General features: G+C 70.3%; 14 protein-coding genes. 4 read left to right on the top strand and 10 right to left on the bottom strand.

Translation table 11 applies throughout. The features are described from left to right. The first annotated feature begins 166 nt into the window (after nucleotides 1-166). Both C1I93_RS32880 and C1I93_RS02670 read left to right on the top strand, forming a co-directional pair. Entirely contained in the window at nucleotides 167-1,231 is a 1,065-nt protein-coding gene (locus C1I93_RS32880) for a ParA family protein (RefSeq protein WP_420811729.1), read from the top strand. 27 nt (nucleotides 1,232-1,258) lie between these two features. Continuing rightward, nucleotides 1,259-2,275, top strand: coding sequence for a ParB/RepB/Spo0J family partition protein (locus tag C1I93_RS02670; protein ID WP_111241591.1), 1,017 nt, complete (start codon nucleotides 1,259-1,261; stop codon nucleotides 2,273-2,275). Nucleotides 2,276-2,468: 193 nt separating this feature from the next. Here the strand turns inward: C1I93_RS02670 and C1I93_RS02665 are convergent, their stop codons facing one another. Beyond that, nucleotides 2,469-2,663 (bottom strand): hypothetical protein, encoded by a 195-nt coding sequence (locus C1I93_RS02665; RefSeq protein WP_111241590.1) that lies wholly within the window; start codon nucleotides 2,661-2,663, stop codon nucleotides 2,469-2,471. Between the two features lie 450 nt (nucleotides 2,664-3,113). On the opposite strand from C1I93_RS02665, the gene C1I93_RS02660 reads away from it, so the two are divergent. Continuing rightward, nucleotides 3,114-4,214 carry a hypothetical protein gene (locus C1I93_RS02660; protein ID WP_223256315.1) on the top strand — a complete coding sequence of 367 codons (1,101 nt, stop codon included), beginning with the start codon at nucleotides 3,114-3,116 and terminating at the stop codon, nucleotides 4,212-4,214. A gap of 113 nt (nucleotides 4,215-4,327) precedes the next feature. Here the strand turns inward: C1I93_RS02660 and C1I93_RS02655 are convergent, their stop codons facing one another. Both C1I93_RS02655 and C1I93_RS02650 read right to left on the bottom strand, forming a co-directional pair. Further along, complete coding sequence (locus C1I93_RS02655; RefSeq protein WP_111241609.1) at nucleotides 4,328-5,317, bottom strand: D-alanine--D-alanine ligase family protein; 990 nt, start codon at nucleotides 5,315-5,317, stop codon at nucleotides 4,328-4,330. Nucleotides 5,318-5,325: 8 nt separating this feature from the next. Beyond that, nucleotides 5,326-6,639 (bottom strand): aminotransferase-like domain-containing protein, encoded by a 1,314-nt coding sequence (locus C1I93_RS02650; protein WP_111241589.1) that lies wholly within the window; start codon nucleotides 6,637-6,639, stop codon nucleotides 5,326-5,328. 319 nt (nucleotides 6,640-6,958) lie between these two features. On the opposite strand from C1I93_RS02650, the gene C1I93_RS02645 reads away from it, so the two are divergent. Further along, nucleotides 6,959-7,624: a GNAT family N-acetyltransferase gene (locus tag C1I93_RS02645; protein WP_111241588.1), complete on the top strand. Its 666-nt coding sequence runs from the start codon at nucleotides 6,959-6,961 to the stop codon at nucleotides 7,622-7,624. A gap of 15 nt (nucleotides 7,625-7,639) precedes the next feature. On the opposite strand, the gene C1I93_RS02640 is transcribed toward C1I93_RS02645, so the two are convergent. The 7 genes from C1I93_RS02640 to murJ form a co-directional block, all read right to left on the bottom strand. Then, nucleotides 7,640-8,806, bottom strand: a complete 1,167-nt coding sequence (locus C1I93_RS02640; protein WP_111241587.1) for an N-acetylmuramoyl-L-alanine amidase — start codon at nucleotides 8,804-8,806, stop codon at nucleotides 7,640-7,642. A 199-nt stretch (nucleotides 8,807-9,005) separates the two neighbouring features. After that, nucleotides 9,006-9,329 carry a thioredoxin gene (trxA, locus tag C1I93_RS02635; protein WP_111241586.1) on the bottom strand — a complete coding sequence of 108 codons (324 nt, stop codon included), beginning with the start codon at nucleotides 9,327-9,329 and terminating at the stop codon, nucleotides 9,006-9,008. A 31-nt stretch (nucleotides 9,330-9,360) separates the two neighbouring features. Next, the gene (gene trxB / locus C1I93_RS02630) at nucleotides 9,361-10,311 is read right to left on the bottom strand and encodes a thioredoxin-disulfide reductase (protein ID WP_111241608.1); all 951 of its coding nucleotides are present in this window, start codon (nucleotides 10,309-10,311) and stop codon (nucleotides 9,361-9,363) included. A 174-nt stretch (nucleotides 10,312-10,485) separates the two neighbouring features. Continuing rightward, entirely contained in the window at nucleotides 10,486-11,514 is a 1,029-nt protein-coding gene (locus C1I93_RS02625; RefSeq protein ID WP_111241585.1) for an RsmA family anti-sigma factor, read from the bottom strand. Beyond that, nucleotides 11,511-12,260 (bottom strand): RNA polymerase sigma factor SigM, encoded by a 750-nt coding sequence (gene sigM, locus C1I93_RS02620; RefSeq protein WP_420811731.1) that lies wholly within the window; start codon nucleotides 12,258-12,260, stop codon nucleotides 11,511-11,513. The genes C1I93_RS02625 and sigM overlap by 4 nt, the downstream gene beginning before the upstream one ends. After that, complete coding sequence (locus C1I93_RS02615; RefSeq protein ID WP_111241583.1) at nucleotides 12,185-13,786, bottom strand: protein kinase family protein; 1,602 nt, start codon at nucleotides 13,784-13,786, stop codon at nucleotides 12,185-12,187. Before C1I93_RS02615 ends, sigM begins: the two co-directional genes overlap by 76 nt. Nucleotides 13,787-14,217: 431 nt before the next feature. Then, complete coding sequence (gene murJ, locus C1I93_RS02610; protein WP_111241607.1) at nucleotides 14,218-15,969, bottom strand: murein biosynthesis integral membrane protein MurJ; 1,752 nt, start codon at nucleotides 15,967-15,969, stop codon at nucleotides 14,218-14,220. Nucleotides 15,970-15,979 lie beyond the last annotated feature (10 nt).

Here is a 15,979-nt window from a genome sequence, read left to right as displayed (position 1 = left end):
CGACCCTGTTTCACGTGAAACCGAATATCCGGGTTGGCGGTCCGCCGAGGCGCCGCAAAGCCCTCCCGAGTCGGGCCGGGCACCGACGTCGGGCGTCCCGTGGTCATCGACGCGTGACGCGTCCGACCCGACCGGTCGGCCGGCGAACGCCACGCCTGATGCGCGGGTGATCCCCATCCGCCGGAACACCTCGGCATCGGCTCGGTTCGAGGCCGCCGCACCGCAGCAGCAGACCCCTACCGGGGTACCGGAACCCCGGTCGGTGGCCGACCCGTCGGTCTCCCCGGCGGAGTCGTACGGTTCGGCCGCTACTGACCCCGCGTACGTTTCACATGAAACCCCGACGCGCGAAGAGGATGATCCACCGTTGGCTATGGAGGCGATGCGCGCCGTGCAGATCCTGAATCCCAGTGGCGAGGTGAACATGCCTCGGCCGGAGCGGACCCGGGTCATGTGCGTCGCCAACCAGAAGGGCGGCGTGGGCAAGACCACGACCACTGTGAACCTGGCGGTGGCACTCGCCCTGCACGGCAACCGGGTCCTGGTGATCGACCTCGACCCGCAGGGCAACGCCTCCACCGGACTAAACGTCCCGCACCACACCGGTGTGCCCGACGTCTACGAGTGCTTGATCAACAGTGTGCCGCTTGAGGAAGTGACCCAGGCGGTCGAGGGCATCCCCAACCTCTGGTGCGTACCGGCCACCATCGACCTGGCCGGCGCGGAGATCGAGTTGGTGTCGGTGGTGGCGCGCGAGTCGCGGCTGTCCCGTGCCATCGAGGCATACCCGGGGCACTTCGACTACGTCTTCATCGACTGCCCGCCCTCGCTCGGACTGTTGACCGTGAACGCGTTGGTCGCCGCGCAGGAAGTGCTCATCCCCATCCAGTGCGAGTACTACGCGCTCGAAGGGTTGAACCAGCTCATCAACAACATCAACCTGGTTCGCCAGCACCTCAACCCCCGGCTCGCGGTCTCCACGATCCTGCTCACCATGTACGACCGACGTACTCGGCTCGCTGACGCGGTCGAACAGGACGTGCGCAACCACTTCGGTGACAAGGTGCTCCAGGCGGTGATCCCGCGTAACGTCCGGGTCTCTGAGGCACCCAGCTACGGCCAGTCGGTGATGACCTACGATCCCGGTTCACGGGGGGCCACGAGCTATTTCGAGGCCGCCCAGGAGATCGCTGAGCGAGGGGTCAAGGAGCCGGTGAGCCGGAATGCGTAGTGCGGACGAGGCGCTTGGAGGCATGGCATGAAGAACCGTCCTCGGGGTGGTCTGGGGCGGGGCCTTGGGGCGCTCATCCCAACCGGACCAGCTCCGGATGCGGGCGCCGGTGCGGCGCCGGGTGGAGCTGGTGGCGGTAACGGCGGTGACGGTGGCGACGGCATGTCGGTCGCGGTGGCGTCACCGGTCATACCGATCGCGCCCGATCCGATTCTCAGTCCCGTGCCCGGGGCACGCTTCGCCGAGATTTCGGTCGACTCGATCGTGCCCAACCCCAAGCAGCCCCGGCAGGTCTTCGACGAGGAGGCGCTTGAGGAGCTGAAGACCTCCATCCAGGAGGTTGGCTTCCTCCAGCCGATCGTGGTGCGGCAGCTCGATGACGAGAAGTTCGAACTCGTCATGGGTGAGCGCAGATGGCGGGCGGCGCAGGCGGTGGGCCGGGAGGTGATTCCGGCGATCGTCCGCGACACCCGCGACGACGCGATGCTGCGGGACGCGCTGCTGGAGAACATCCATCGGGCGAACCTGAACCCGTTGGAAGAGGCTGCCGCCTATCAGCAGTTGCTGGAGGAGTTCGGTGCCACCCACGAGGAACTGGCCCGTCGAATCGGGCGCAGCCGGCCACAGATCTCGAACACCATCCGGCTGCTGAACCTGCCAGCTCAGGTGCAACGTCGGGTGGCCGCCGGGGTGCTCTCCGCCGGACACGCTCGGGCTCTGCTCAGCGTGGAGGATTCGGAGACGCAGGAGCAGCTCGCGCTCCGGATCGTCGCCGAGGGCCTGTCGGTCCGGGCGACCGAGGAGATCGTCGCGCTCACCCTCACCGAGGGGCCGGCCAAGAAGGAGTCGGCCAAGCGCCGCTCCAAGCCGCACGCACCCGCACTGAGCGATCTTGCCGATCGGCTCTCCGACCGCTTCGACACCCGGGTGAAGGTCGACATCGGTCGCAGCAAGGGCAAGATCACCATTGAGTTCGCCACGGTTGACGACCTAGAGCGGATCGTCGACATCATCGGCGTCGAACGCACCCCACCTGAGGTGTAAGGAGGGGCCCCCTGTTAACGCCTAGCGTAGTAAAGGGGCCCCGTTTTAACGCCGCTCCGGCAGCGCCGAGGTCCGGCCGTATTGCCGGATGGCGTACCAGGGCGTGGTTGCTTGCGGGCAGCGTCTGACGGTGGCGTTTCACGTGAAACGCCACCGTCGCCCGTCCTCCGAAATCACCAGCTGGGCATGGTCGTCAGCCCAGGCGGCTCATCGACCGCAGGCAACCCTCGCTTTGCGCCGCGTACGAAATCTGTTGCTCGGCGGCGGATCGCCGGATCGCGACGAGGTCCGGGACGCTGGCCGGGCCTCGGCTGAAGAGGAAGCGCGCGTCGGCCCGGGTCGAGCCGACGGGCGGGTTGCGGCCCGCCGGCCGGGTTGGCGCCCGCATCGAGGCAGCAGGCCCGGTGCCGCTGCCGGCTCCCTCAAGGGCGAGCCCGCAGCCGGTCGAGCAATCGCGAGGTGCTCTGACGGGAGGGAAGTCGGATCTGCCGCCGAGGTCGATCCGTACCGTACTTCGCTGTGCCGCCCCCGGTCGCGGCGCCAGCCGACCCGCCCCCGCCCGGTCCCGTTTCACGTGAAACGGGACCGGGCGGGGGCGGCTTCCAGTGAGCCAAAGTTATCCACACCGGTTTTCCACAGGCAGATCTCGTTTCACGTGAAACCTGAGCCGAAATCCCTCGTTAGACCGGGAAGGCGGCCACTGTGTGGAGGCGCCCGAGCCTGTGGATATCTCTGGGGACAACCTGTGAGGTCTGGCTGTGGACGTCCTTGAAGCCCGACTGACTCAAAGGTCACTGAGGTAGGGACAGTGCTGCTCGACTCGGTTAGGGTCAGCCTCGTGCGCGACATCTCTCCCTCAGTCCCGGACTTCACCCAGTGGCCGTCCTTCCCCTTCGAGGGTGAGCTGCGTGTCAAACCGCTCGACGAGCCTGTTCCGGTCGAACCGCCCCGCAAGGGTGAGGGCGATCGGGAATGCACCGCCTGCCAGGCACCCGACGAGGCCTACATCTGGGTCGGCGAGCGGTGGCGCGTACGCGCGATGGACCGCCCCACCGGCCTGCCAATGGTTCTCATCCTGGAGTCGCGGTCTCATCTCGACCTGGGCGACCTGCCGAACCTGCTCGCCGCCGAACTGGGCGTGATGACGGTACGTCTCGAACGGGCGATCCGGTCGCTTGACGGAGTGGCCCGGGTGCACGTCAACCGCTGGGGTGACGGCTCGGCTCACCTGCACATGTGGTTCCTCGCCCGGCCGTACGGGCGGCTCCAACTCCGGGGCACGTTCCTCTCCCTATGGGACTCGATCCTGCCGCCCATCTCCGAGGACAAGTGGAGGGAGAACTTGGCGCTGGTGGCGGCGTGGCTCGCCGACTTCGGTGGTCGGCCGCTGGCTGAGCCGCCCCGAATCCAGTGGCAGGCGCCCTCCAGCTTCGCCGCGCCTGAGCCGTCCGCGGCTGATGCGCCGCAGGGCGGCTCGCTCCTGGACGTCATGGGAGAGACAGCGGTGCCGCCGGATGTGGATGGCGTGGCTCTCAGGGAATCACTGCTCCCGGTCGAGGACTCGTCGCCTGACGCCCAGGAGGCCGACGCTCCCGAGGCTGACGCTCCCGAGGTCGACGCTCCCGAGGCCGATGCGCCGGAGGTCGACGCTTCGGAGGTCAACGCTTCGGCAATCGAGGAAACCTCGGTCGCTACCGCGGAGGATTCGGGGGCCGCCGCCGCTGTCGTACCGTCGCCGCGACGGTCGCCGGAGGGGCAGGCCGGCGCAGCGGAATCCGCGGTCCCAGTGTCCGGACGGCAGTCCAGCCTCGCGGGCGAAGCTGCGGAGACCGGCACGGCAACGACGGAGCCGGAGAAGGCGGCGGCAGGCGGCCGAGCGGCGGCTGGTTTGCCGGCCGCCGGCGCGACCTCAGAGTCTGATGAGCAGAAGGCCGAGTAGCCCGTACCGAGGTCCGTTGACGGGGTGGCCGCACCGGCCGCACACGCCTGAGAGTGTTAATAGGGGCCCCCTATACAACGCTAGGCGTTAATAGGGGGCCCCTCCTTGCACAGTCAGCGGGTGGCGGCGCGGGCGACCAGGGCGGCGATCACGCGGCCGAAGTCCATTCCGGCGGCCTGCACCGCGAGCGGCAGCAGCGACGTCTCGGTCATCCCCGGAGAGACGTTGACCTCGAGTACGTGCGGTTGGCCGGCCGCGTCGACGATCAGGTCGACTCGGCTGAGGTCACGCAGGCCGAGTGCGGTGTGGGCGGCCAATGCGACAGCGGAGACCGCATCGGTCACGGCCGGATCCAGCCGGGCCGGAGTGTGCCAGGTGGTCCGGCCCGCGGTGTAGCGGGCGGCGTAGTCGTACACGCCGTTGCGGGGCACGATCTCGACCGGCGGTAGGGCCTGCGGGCCGTCGCCCAGGTCGATGACGGAGACCGCCACGTCCATGCCGGCCACGTAGCGTTCCACAAGCGCGGTCGAGTCGTACGCGAAACAACCGACCATGGCGGCCGGCAGCGCCGTCATGTCCCGGACCACGGCGGCGCCGAGCCCGGAACCACCCTGGGCGGGCTTGACCATCAGCGGTAGTCCCAGGCGGTCGACGATTCGGTCCAACACGGCCACCGCTCCCAGCTCACTGAAGCGGTCGTGCGGCAGCGCGACCCAGTCCGGGGTGGCGATGCCGGCTTCGCGGAGCACCGCCTTGGCCGACGGCTTGTCCCAGGCGAGCCGGGAGGACCGCGCGTCACAGCCGACGTACGGTACACCACAGAGATCGAGCACTCCGCGCAGCGAGCCGTCCTCACCGGTGGCGCCGTGCAGTGCGATCACCACGGCGTGCGGTGGATCGGCGTCCAACGCCGGCAGCAGGGCCACGTCGGCGTCGCGCAGTTCGGCCTGCATCCCGACCGCCCGCAGCGCGTCGAGCACCCGGCGGCCGGAGCGCAGCGACACGTCACGCTCGTAGGACAGGCCACCGGCGAGCACGAGCACGTGCAGTTCGCTGGCGGTGGTTCCGGACTCGGGGGTTTCTTCGGCGGTGTTGGCACCCATGCCGGGCATCATGCCAAGTCGGGCCCGGGGACGTCCGAGCCGGCCCCACCACGCCGGCGACCCGGGCCAGTGACCGCACCGAACACCCGGCGCATGGCCATCTCCTGCTCCATGACGCCGGCCAGCCGGCGGACGCCCTCCCGGATCCGCTCCGGCGCGGGGAAGGAGAAGTTGAGCCGCATGTGGCCGGTGCCGGTGCCGTCGGCGTAGAAGCCGGTGCCGGGGACGTACGCCACCCGAGCGGCGATGGCCCGCGGCATCATCGCCTTCGCGTCGAGACCGTCCGGCAGGGTGGCCCAGACGAACAGGCCGCCGGCCGGGGTGGTCCACCTGGTCCCGTCCGGCATCAGGTCGGCAAGCGCGTCGAGCATCGCGTCCCGCCGCTCCCGGTAGACCTCACGGTAGACCTTCAGCTGCTCGCGCCACGGCATGGTGCTGAGGTACGTGCTGACGGCGGACTGCGCGTACGCGCTGGGGCAGAGGATCTGCGCCTCGCTGGCGATCACCAGCTTGTCCCGGACGGCGTGCGGAGCGAGGATCCAACCCACCCGCAGCCCGGGAGCGAACGTCTTGGAGAAGGTGCTGAGGTAGAAGACCCCCTCGCGGCGGCGCGCCCGCAGCGGCGCCGGCGCCTCCCCCTCGAAGCCCAGTTGACCGTACGGGTCGTCCTCGACCACCAGCAGCCCGGCGCGTTCGCAGATGTCGAGCACCCGTTCGCGACGCTCCTCGGTCAGGGTCACGCCGGCCGGGTTCTGGTAGGTCGGGATGGTGTAGAGGAACTTCACCCGCCGCCCGGCTCGGGCCTGCTCCGCGATGGCCGTCTCCAGCGCCTCCGGGATCAGGCCGTCGTCGTCCATGGGGACGTGCACGACCTGTGCCTGGGCGGCCTGGAACACCCCGAGCGCGCCGACGTATGTCGGCCCCTCGGCGAGCACCACGTCACCCGGGTCGAGGAAGAGCCGGGCCACCAGGTCGAGCGCCTGCTGCCCGCCGACGGTCACCACCACGTCCTCCGGCGAGGCCCCGCACGCGGCGTCGATGCCGGAGAGGGCCATCACCTCGCAGATCCGCTCGCGCAGCTCCAGGGTGCCCTGGCCGATGCCGTACTGGAGAGTGGTGGTCCCGTGTTCGGCGCCGAGGCGGCCGAGCATCTCACCGACGGCGTCCAGCGGGAGGGCGGCGATGAAGGGCGCGCCGCCGGCGAGGGAGACCACCTCCGGCCGGCTGGCGACGGCGAACAGTGCGCGGATCTCCGAGGCGGTCATGCCGCGCACCCGGCGGGCGTACCGGTCGGTGTAGTCGTCGAGTGTCGTGCCGGTCATCACATCACCTCGGTGGCTGCTCGGACGGCTCCGTCCCGGATACCCGGGACTCCGGCGACCATGGGCGGCACGGCGCGCCGGATGTCGATCCTAGCCGCCAGTCGGCAGCCTGGAGCTGCCGATTATCGGTGCGTCCACATGCCGGGCCGCGACGCGGCGGTGCTGAGGTGCCCTTCGGGCATACTCTCCCGTGGCGGCGATCGGCGGCGTACGATCGCTCGTCGGGGGGCAGGAGTGCGGCGGTGCTGTCTGGGCCGCTGCGGCGGCGGTTGCCGTCCGGGCCGGTCCCACTGCCGAGCCTAGTGTGGGGAAGCGCCTTATGTCGCGACGTCTGGTCAGTCTGACCCTCGACACCCTGGAGGATCTGCCCCGGCCGTGCCGCCAGTGCGTCTACTGGGAGCTTGATCCGGTTTCCGCCGATCGGGCCTGTGCGGCTGGCGATCCCGGCCTCGAAAAGGAGGCGTGGGTTTCGCAGACGCTGCTGGAGTGGGGCTCCTGCGGCAAGCTGATCTACGTCGACGGAATGCCCGCCGGGTTCGTCATGTACGCCCCGCCGGCGTACGTGCCGCGTTCGATGGCGTTCCCCACCTCGCCGGTTTCCGCCGACGCGGCGCTGCTGATGACCGCGAACGTGGTGCCGGCCTTCGCCGGCGGCGGGCTCGGCCGGATGTTGATCCAAGGGGTGGCCCGCGACCTGACCAAGCGGGGGATCAAGGCGATCGAGGCGTTCGGTGACGCGAAGTTCGGTGACGCCGCCGATCCCGGCGGCACCTGCGTTGCGCCCGCCGACTTCTTCCTCTCGGTCGGCTTCAAGACCGTCCGTCCGCACCCCCGCTTTCCCCGGCTGCGGCTGGAGCTGCGGACGGCGTTGAGCTGGAAGTCGGACGTCGAGTACGCGTTGGAGAAGCTGCTCGGCTCGATGAGCCCGGAGTCGCTGCTGCGTCCTGTGCGCCCGACCCCGGCCACCCGCTCCACCGCCGGCTGAGACCGGCCCGGCCGCTCAGTCGACCACGGTGCCGGCGGCCACCGCCGCCCGTAGCTCGCTGACGTCGATCGAGCCGGTCGGCACGTCACGTTCGATCGGCAGGTACATCCGCTGCACCGCCGCCACGATCGCCTCCACGAGCTTGTCGCGGAAGCGGGGATCGACCAGGCGGCTCCGGTCCGACGGCGAGGTGAGGTAGCCGACCTCGACGCGTACCGCCGGCATCCGGGTGAGCCGGAGCAGTTCCCACGCCTTGGCATGGGTCCGGCAGTCCCGTAGCCCGGTCCGCGCCACGATCTCCCGCTGGACCAGGCCGGCCAGCCGTTCCCCGGTGGCCGAGGTGACACCGTTGTCGGTGCCGTAGTGGTAGGTCGCGACGCCTTCGGCTTCCGGGTTGGCGTGCCCGTCGGCGTGCAGCGAGATGAACACGTCCGCGCCGAGGGAGTTCGCCAGCTGGGCCCGGTCGATGTCGGGCAGGCAGGTCTCCGGCACCGGTCCCCGGGTGAGTTGCACCCGTACGCCTGACGCGGCGAGCCGTCCCTCCAGTCGATTGGCCAGGTCGTGCACCAGGTCCGCCTCGGTCCACCGCAACGGGCCGTCGGCCACCACCACGCCTGGGTCGGTGCCGCCGTGGCCGGGGTCGATGACCACGGTCCGGCCGACAAGCGTCGGACCGGACTGCCGGATGGCGTCGGACTCGCGCAGCCACTGCGGCCGGCCGCCGACCACCTTGCGTCCGAGCCGGCGCAGCGCACCCATGGTGTGCGGTCCGCAGGTGCCGTCTGGGGCCAGTCCCACCTCGCGCTGGAACTGGGCCACCGCCCGGGAGGTGCGTACGCCGTAGACGGCGTCGGCCCCGCCGACGTCGTACCCCATCTCCAGCAGCCGTTCCTGCAACGACCGGACGTCCTCGCCGGTGAGCGGGACCGGCACCGCGTGATAGAGCGTCCGGGCACCGAGGCGCCACCGGGCGGCGTCCAGGGCCCGCCAGGTCTCGGCGCCGACCCGGCCGTCGACGCTGAGCCCGCGCGACTGCTGGAAGGCCCGCACGGCACGTTCCGTGGCGGCGTCGAACTCGTCATGGTGTGGGCCGGTGGCTTTGGAGAGAAGGTCGAGGCCGGTGAGCACCGTACGGATCTCGGTCACCGCCGGTCCCCGGTCGCCGGGACGGATCGGACGCACGCACGACCCCCTCTGCACGGTCGGTGGCTGGTCGGGCCCGCCAGCGGCGCGTGGCACCGCGACGGGGACCAGGTGGTCACCGGCGTCCGGCGCCCCCGCGTTCGAGGTTAGGCGCTGGCGATCCGTCGGGATGCCCAAACGCCTCGACCCCGCGCCGATCAGGTCCGGCGCGGGGTCGAGGCGACTGCGTGGCTGGCGGTCAGAGCGCCGACTGGATCAGCTTGACCAGCTCGCCCTTGGGCTTGGCGCCCGCGATCGACTGCACCGGCTCGCCGTTCTTGAACACGGTGAGGGTCGGCACCGACATCACCCGGTAGGCGCGGGCCGTCTCCGGGTTCTCGTCGATGTTGAGCTTGACGATGCTGACCTGGTCGCCCATCTCGCCGGCGATCTCCTCCAGCAATGGCGACACCTTACGGCACGGTCCGCACCATTCAGCCCAGAAGTCCACCAGAACCGGCTTGTCGGACTTGAGTACGTCGGCCGCGAAACTCGCATCCGTTACCGACTTCGTTGTTCCCACTGTTGACCCCTCCTCCTCAGATGTGTCTCGTTCAGTCGTTCGGCAACGTGGCGACGAAACGCTCCGCGTCCAGCGCCGCCGCACAGCCCGTACCGGCCGCGGTGATCGCCTGCCGGTAGGTGTGGTCGACCACGTCACCGGCGGCGAAGACACCGGGGATGCTGGTCCGGGTGCTGGGCGCCTCGACCTTCACGTACCCCTCGTTGTCCAGCTCCACCTGCCCGCGGAAAAGTTCACTGCGCGGGTCGTGGCCGATCGCCACGAAGACGCCTGTGACGTCGAGCACCTTGCTCTCACCGGTGTGCACGTTGCGCACCCGTACGCCGGAAACCTTGCCGTCCGCGCCGAGGACCTCCTCGACCACGGTGTTCCACTCGACCTTGATCTTGTCGTTGGCCAGGGCCCGCTCCGCCATGATCTTGCTGGCCCGGAACGAGTCCCGACGGTGGATGATGGTCACCGACTCGGCGAAGCGGGTGAGGAAGCTGGCCTCCTCCATCGCCGAGTCGCCACCGCCGACAACCACGATGTGCTGGTTGCGGAAGAAGAACCCGTCGCAGGTGGCGCAGGAGGAGACGCCGTGGCCGAGGTACTCCTGCTCGCCCGGCACACCCAGCGGCCGCCAGGCGGAACCGGTGGCGAGGATGACGGCGCGGCCCTGGTACGCGGTTTCGCCCACCCAGACCGTGCTGAGGGCACCCGGATGGCCGGTGTCGGCCAGCTCGACCCGGGTGACGTCGTCGGTCAGGAATTCGGCACCGAAGCGTTCGGCCTGCTTGCGCATGTTGTCCATGAGTTCGGGGCCGAGGATGCCGTCGGCGAAACCGGGGAAGTTCTCCACCTCGGTCGTCGTCATCAGCGCGCCGCCGGACTGTACGCCTTCGATGATCAGGGGCTTGAGGTTGGCTCGGGCCGCGTAGACCGCCGCGGTGTATCCGGCCGGCCCGGAGCCGATGATGATCAGGTTGCGGACCTCGTCCACTGCCGTCTCCCAAACGTGTTGACTGTCGTCACCGGCGGCCACGCCGGTGACGATCCGAGTGCCGACGCGGCGGCAACTGATGTGCAGAACGTCATCGTACGAACCGGGAATTCCCGAGCCGGTCATCCGGTGGGTCACGTCACGTGGACGGCCAAACGTCCGGTGACTACGAAATCACCCTACCCGCGTGCGGTAACGGGTGTCCGAGCCGGACCCGGGGACACCGCACTCGGGCCCGCTGACCCACGCCCACCGGGCGCCGGAGCTGTCGGTGAAGCGTACGACCAGCGCCGGCAGCCCCTGGAAGCGGGCGTAGTCGACGACGTCGAAGGTGACCGGCCCACCGCCGTGTTCGGTGCCGATCTCGGCCAGGCAGGCGCTCAACGCCGTCTGGTCGTCGAGCCGGGCCAGGTCACCGCCGTCGGCCGTACGCTCGTCCGGCGTAGCGGCCTGCGCCTCGCTGCTGGAGAACTGTGTGATCTTCGGCAGGGCATTCGCCTTCGTCAGTTCGTCGGCGGTGTAGTCGGTGCCGGTGCGCTCCGGCGGCGCGGCGATCCGGTAGGGGGTGTGGTTGCCCCCCGAGGCGGGCAGCCCGCCGGATGCCGACGTTCCCTCGCGGGCGATCTGCGGCTCGTTCTCCTCCGCCCGGACCGGACCGGTGCCGTGATCGCTCAGGGCGGTGTCCGCCTGCCCGCTACTGCTCTGGTGCTGCCCGGACAGTTGCAGCGCGCCCAGCCCGACCACGGCTGCGGCAGCGAGCGCGACCGGGCCGGCGACCCGGGCCCACCGGCGGCGTCGGCCCGGGTGCGTGGGCATCTTCCACTCGTGACTCGGCCGCAGGGTGCGGCCCGGTCGCCGGGGTCCACCGAGTGGCTGGGCCGGAACCGGGGCTGGCTTCACATCGGTCGACGCCGACGTGAGAGTCTCGCTCGACGCCGACTCGGGCGGCTCGGCGGTGGCCAGGGCGGCGAGGATGCGGTCGGCGACCTCCGCCGGCATCTCCAGCGCCGGTTCGCCGAACGTGGCGAGGTCGGCACGGGTGTCGGTGACCGCCGGGGCGAGCGCCGCGTGAGCCCGTGCCCAGGCCGGGTCCTCCGCGACGAGGCGGGCGACGTCGACCTCCTCCGGGGTGCCCTCCAGCGCACCGCCGAGGTAGTCGGCGAGCAGGTCGAGGTCGACCCCGCTGAACTCCCCGGTACTCACGCTTCCTCCTGACTGGCACCCGGCTGGGCGCGCCCCGACCCTGATCGGACGCCGTGGGACGCTCCCGGGTTCCCCGGGGTGACCGCCGGCACCCCGACGACACCGGGAAAGTCCTCGCTGCCGGTGCGCAGGTGCCCGAGCAGGATCGCCAACCGGGCCCGACCCCGCGAGCATCGGCTCTTCACCGTTCCCTCGGCCACGCCGAGCATCCGGGCGACGTCGGCGACCGGATACCCCTGCACGTCGACCAGGACGAGAGCGGCTCGTTGTTCGACCGGAAGCGTGGCCAGGGCGTCGCGTACCACCATCGCGGTGTCGTGGTCGCGTACCGGGGCGGCCGGCTCGACGCCACCGGTGCTGTCATCCGCGTCACGGGCCCCGTCGGGCAGCGGCACCGTGGGGTGGGCCTGCCGGCGCCGAATCCGGTCCAGGCAGGCGTTCACCACGATCCGGTGCAGCCAGGTGGTGACGGCGGAATCACCTCGGAACCGTCCGGCGGCACGGTGCGCGGACAACAGCGCGTCCTGGAGGGCGTCCGCCGCCTCCTCGCGGTCACCGAGCGTACGCAGGGCGACCGCCCAGAGTCGGTCGCGGTGGCGGTGGAAGAGTTCAGCGAACGCGTCCCGGTCGCCAGCCACGTGGGCGTGCAACAGGTCGAGGTCGCTGACCGTCACGACCCCTGGACCGTCATCTCCTGGACGCCGACCTTGTAGCCGTTTCCGTTCGAGGGCAGCTCGGTGATCCAGAACAGCAGGTAGCGGTACTTCTGATCGGCGTCGAAACCGTTGAAGGTCATCGTGGTGCCGTCGTGCTCCTCGAAGGGCTGCCCGATCCGGTTCTTCTTGAACTCGTCCAGAACGCGCTTGTCGCCGCTCTCGTTGGACTGGCCGGTGACCGTGCCGGTGAGCAGTTCCGCCGAGGCGCCCGGGGCGGAGAGGTTGACCTGCACCGACTTGATCGTGCGCTCTTCGCCGAGGTCGATCCAGACGCCCATGCCCCGCTTGAAGTCGCCGAAGTTGCTGGTCGGGTAGGTCTCGGTCGACCAGCCCTCGTCCCGGTTGCCGTCGAAGACCTTCTCGGCGTCGCGGACCTCGCTGCGGTTGCGGCTGTCCGGGTCGATGATCCGGGCAGCACTGATCTTCAGGTCCCGGACGGCCGGTGCCGCCGGTGCCGAGCTGGCCGACGGACTCTGGCTGGGCGCGGCCACCGGATCGGTCTTCGGGTCGTCGCTCTCGCCGCCCAACGTGCTGATACCGATGATCAGGCCGATCAGGGCCACCGCCAGCAGGCCGGCGATGCCGAAGGCGACCTTGCGCCCACCTGCCGCGGCCAGCGGCGACGGCTCCTCACCCGGCTCGGCGGCGAAGCGCAGCGGGCCGTTGCTGTCCAGGTAGTCGTCGTCGGCGGGCACGTCGAGCCGGGCCAGTTCCGCTGCCAACACGTCCGACGAGGGCGGCGCGACACTGTCGTCGAGCAGGTCCATCGTCAGATCGTCGAGATAGGCCGGCACGCCGGCCCGGACCTGACGCGGCGCCGCCGCCGCGCCGTTCGCGTCGCGTACGGCGTCGGGGATGGCGGCCCGGCCGTGCCCGGCGGTGGCACCATGCAGCGGTGCCTCGGCGTGCGGCCAGTGCCCGGTCAGGGCGTGGTAGAGGATGCCGCCGACCGCCCGGACGTCGTTCTCCTGGCTGTCGGCGCCATCGGTGCGGGCGTCCGCGAGCACCACCCGGCCGTCGTCGCTGATCATCACGGTGCCCGGGTGCACGTTGCCGTGCACCATGCCGGTGGCGTGCACGGCGGCCAGTGCGCTGGCGACCGCGTTGCCGACCGCGGTGGCCCGGCCGGCGTCCAGCGGCCCGTCCGCGACGAGTTCCCGCAGCGAACGTCCGTCGACCCACTCCCGCACCACGTAGGCGCGCTCGGCCTCGTCGATCGCGTCGTAGACGCCGACGAGGTTGGGGTGGACCACCCGACTGGCCGCGACGGCCGCCTGGAGCATCTCGGTGGCGGAATCGCCGCCTGGGTAGCGCATGACGACCGCGACAGGCCGACGCAACACGACGTCGACACCGCGCCAGACCAACCGGCCCGCGCTGTCGTTGTTGATGTGCTCGACCAGCTCGTACCGTTCGGCGAGGATCTCACCGGCCACCGGAGCACCGAAGGTCATGACCGGCGGAGCGCTCTCGTCCGCGTCCTGACCCTCGCCGACCTGGGTCACCCGTCCTCCCTCGGTGATCTTGTCGATCGATGGACCCGCGCTGCTGGGCATCTGATTCCCGCTCCGCCTTCGTCTGGCACCGGGCGACCGGCTCGGCACGGCGCGCGCCGGTGCCTGTCGTTCCCGTCGAGAGCGACCTTACCTGGGTTGGCCGTCTCCCCGACATGTCATCTTCCCGCCGTCACCGGGGCGCAGTTCACACCTTGGGCGCGCTCGTCCCGTTACGGCCCCGGTCCGCCGTGTTGCTGGCACATGCACCACGCCAATCTAGAGGCTGTCCACAATCGGCCTCCGCACGGGCGGTACGGAACAGGTTGCGGATCCGACGTCAGGCCGAGTTCCCGTCGATCGGCTGACCATACTCGGCCGTACGGATGGTTATCCACAGGATGATCCGCCAGTTGAGCGGCGACGCGCCCGGTTATCCACAGGTTAGTCCCCAGGCTGGTGATCCTCTGTCACTCTGCGTACAAAGCGTTTGATCAACGCCCCAGCCGGCGGCGGACCATGCCCACCACCTCGGTGATCTCCGATATCCGCAGCACCATGGCCAGGCCGAGGTAGCTGCCACCGATCACCGCTCCGCCGACCACCAGCTGCACGATCGCCTGCAACCTCGTCGGCGTGTCGTCGCCGGGGAGCAGCGCCACCACCAGCAGGCCGGCCACTGCGGCGCCGAGCGCGGCAACCGCCACCCGGCCGAGGGTACGCAGGATCGCGCCCAGCCCGATGCGTCCCACCCGGGGCCGCAGCAGCCACGCGGAGATGACGGCGGCGGCCAGGTAGGACACCGCGTTGCCGATCATCATCCCGGCCCCGGCGAAGCTCGCCGAGAAGATCAGGAACAGCGCGACCTGCACCCCGATCCGGAGCACCACCACCGGAATGTTGATCAGCGCCGGGGTGCGGGTGTCCGGCAGCGCGTAGAAGGCGAAGGTGAAGAGCTGGCTGATCGCGAACGGCACCAACGCGAGCGCGGCGGCGACCAGCACCAGCGACGTGGCTGTCGCGTTGTCCTCGTTGAACGCCCCCCAGCGGAACAGGGTGAACGCGATCGGGGAGGCCAGCACGGCATAGCAGACCGCGATCGGGGCGAGCACCGCCGACACCGTGCGGGTGCCCCGGGACAGGTCGGCGGCGAGGTCGGCGAAGCGGCCGTCGGCAGCGGCGGCGCTCATCCGGGGCATCAGGGCGGTGATGATCGACACGGCGATGATGCCGTGCGCGGTCATCAACAGCAGGAACACGTTGTTGTAGATCAGGGGGCCGGCGGCGTTCTCCTTGCCGGCCCGGTTGAGCAGGTTGAACAGCACGATGAGGCCGACCTGGCTGACCGCGACGTAGCAGATCATCCAGGCTCCGAGCCGCCCCAGCTCGGCCAGCCCGAGCTTGCGGAAGTCGAAGCGGAGCTTCCACCGGAAGCCGACCTTGCGCAGGGCCGGCAACAGGCCGCCGACCTGGATGGCCACCCCGAGCAGGGTGCCGCCACCGATCAGCAGGATCCGGCCGGTGGTCATGTCCTCCGGCCCGACGATGTCGGTACCGAAGATCGCGATGTACAGGCCGGCGGTGCCGATGACCACCAGGTTGTTCAGGATCGGCGCCCACATCGGGGCGGCGAAGTGGCCCCGGGTGTTGAGCACGGCGCTGATCAGCGCGCTCAGGCCGGAGAAGAAGATCATCGGCAGCATGAGTTGCGCCAGGGCGGTGACCAGCTTGGAGTAGCCCTGCGCTGACTCGTCCGCCCCGTACAGCCAGGTCAGCGGCGCGGCGAGGGCGACCGCGAGCACGGCGGCGACGCCGAGCGCGAGCACCGCCAGGGTCAGCAGCCGCTGGGCGTACGCCTGTCCACCGTCGCTGTCCAGCTTGCGCCGGCGGACCAGCACCGGAATCAGGACACTCGTCAGGATGCCGCCGAGCAGGAACTCGTAGACCATTCCCGGCAGGATCTGCGCCGTGGTGTAGGCGTCGCCCACCAGCGCGCCGCCCAACGCGGCACCGATGACCAGGTTGCGCAGGAAACCCGTACCCCGGCTGACCAGGCTGCCGATCGCCATGACCGCGCTGTTGGTCGCGGCGCTGGCCTCCGCCACCTGCTCCTGCGGCGGCGCGGTCGACTCCATCGCCGGTTGGTTCAGCGGCTCGGCGGAGATGAACGTGGCGCCGTCACCGGGCGCGCCGCCCTGTGCGCCGCCCTGTGCGGCGTTCGCGCTGCGGTAGAGCCCGCCGCTCATCTGTGCCTCC

Origin of the sequence: Micromonospora endophytica (genome assembly GCF_003236305.1) — a bacterium.
Lineage (GTDB): Bacteria > Actinomycetota > Actinomycetes > Mycobacteriales > Micromonosporaceae > Micromonospora > Micromonospora endophytica.
Note: the sequence above shows the minus strand (reverse complement) of the source record. Positions and strands in the feature narration are given on the sequence as shown.

Bases quoted from the DNA above. Each gene is read 5' to 3' on its own strand.
- C1I93_RS02670 (WP_111241591.1), top strand. From the start codon at position 1,259: ATGAAGAACCGTCCTCGGGGTGGTCTGGGGCGGGGCCTTGGGGCGCTC.
- C1I93_RS02665 (WP_111241590.1), bottom strand. From the start codon at position 2,663: ATGCGGGCGCCAACCCGGCCGGCGGGCCGCAACCCGCCCGTCGGCTCG.
- C1I93_RS02655 (WP_111241609.1), bottom strand. From the start codon at position 5,317: ATGGGTGCCAACACCGCCGAAGAAACCCCCGAGTCCGGAACCACCGCC.
- C1I93_RS02650 (WP_111241589.1), bottom strand. From the start codon at position 6,639: ATGACCGGCACGACACTCGACGACTACACCGACCGGTACGCCCGCCGG.
- C1I93_RS02645 (WP_111241588.1), top strand. From the start codon at position 6,959: ATGTCGCGACGTCTGGTCAGTCTGACCCTCGACACCCTGGAGGATCTG.
- C1I93_RS02615 (WP_111241583.1), bottom strand. From the start codon at position 13,786: ATGCCCAGCAGCGCGGGTCCATCGATCGACAAGATCACCGAGGGAGGA.
- murJ (WP_111241607.1), bottom strand. From the start codon at position 15,969: ATGAGCGGCGGGCTCTACCGCAGCGCGAACGCCGCACAGGGCGGCGCA.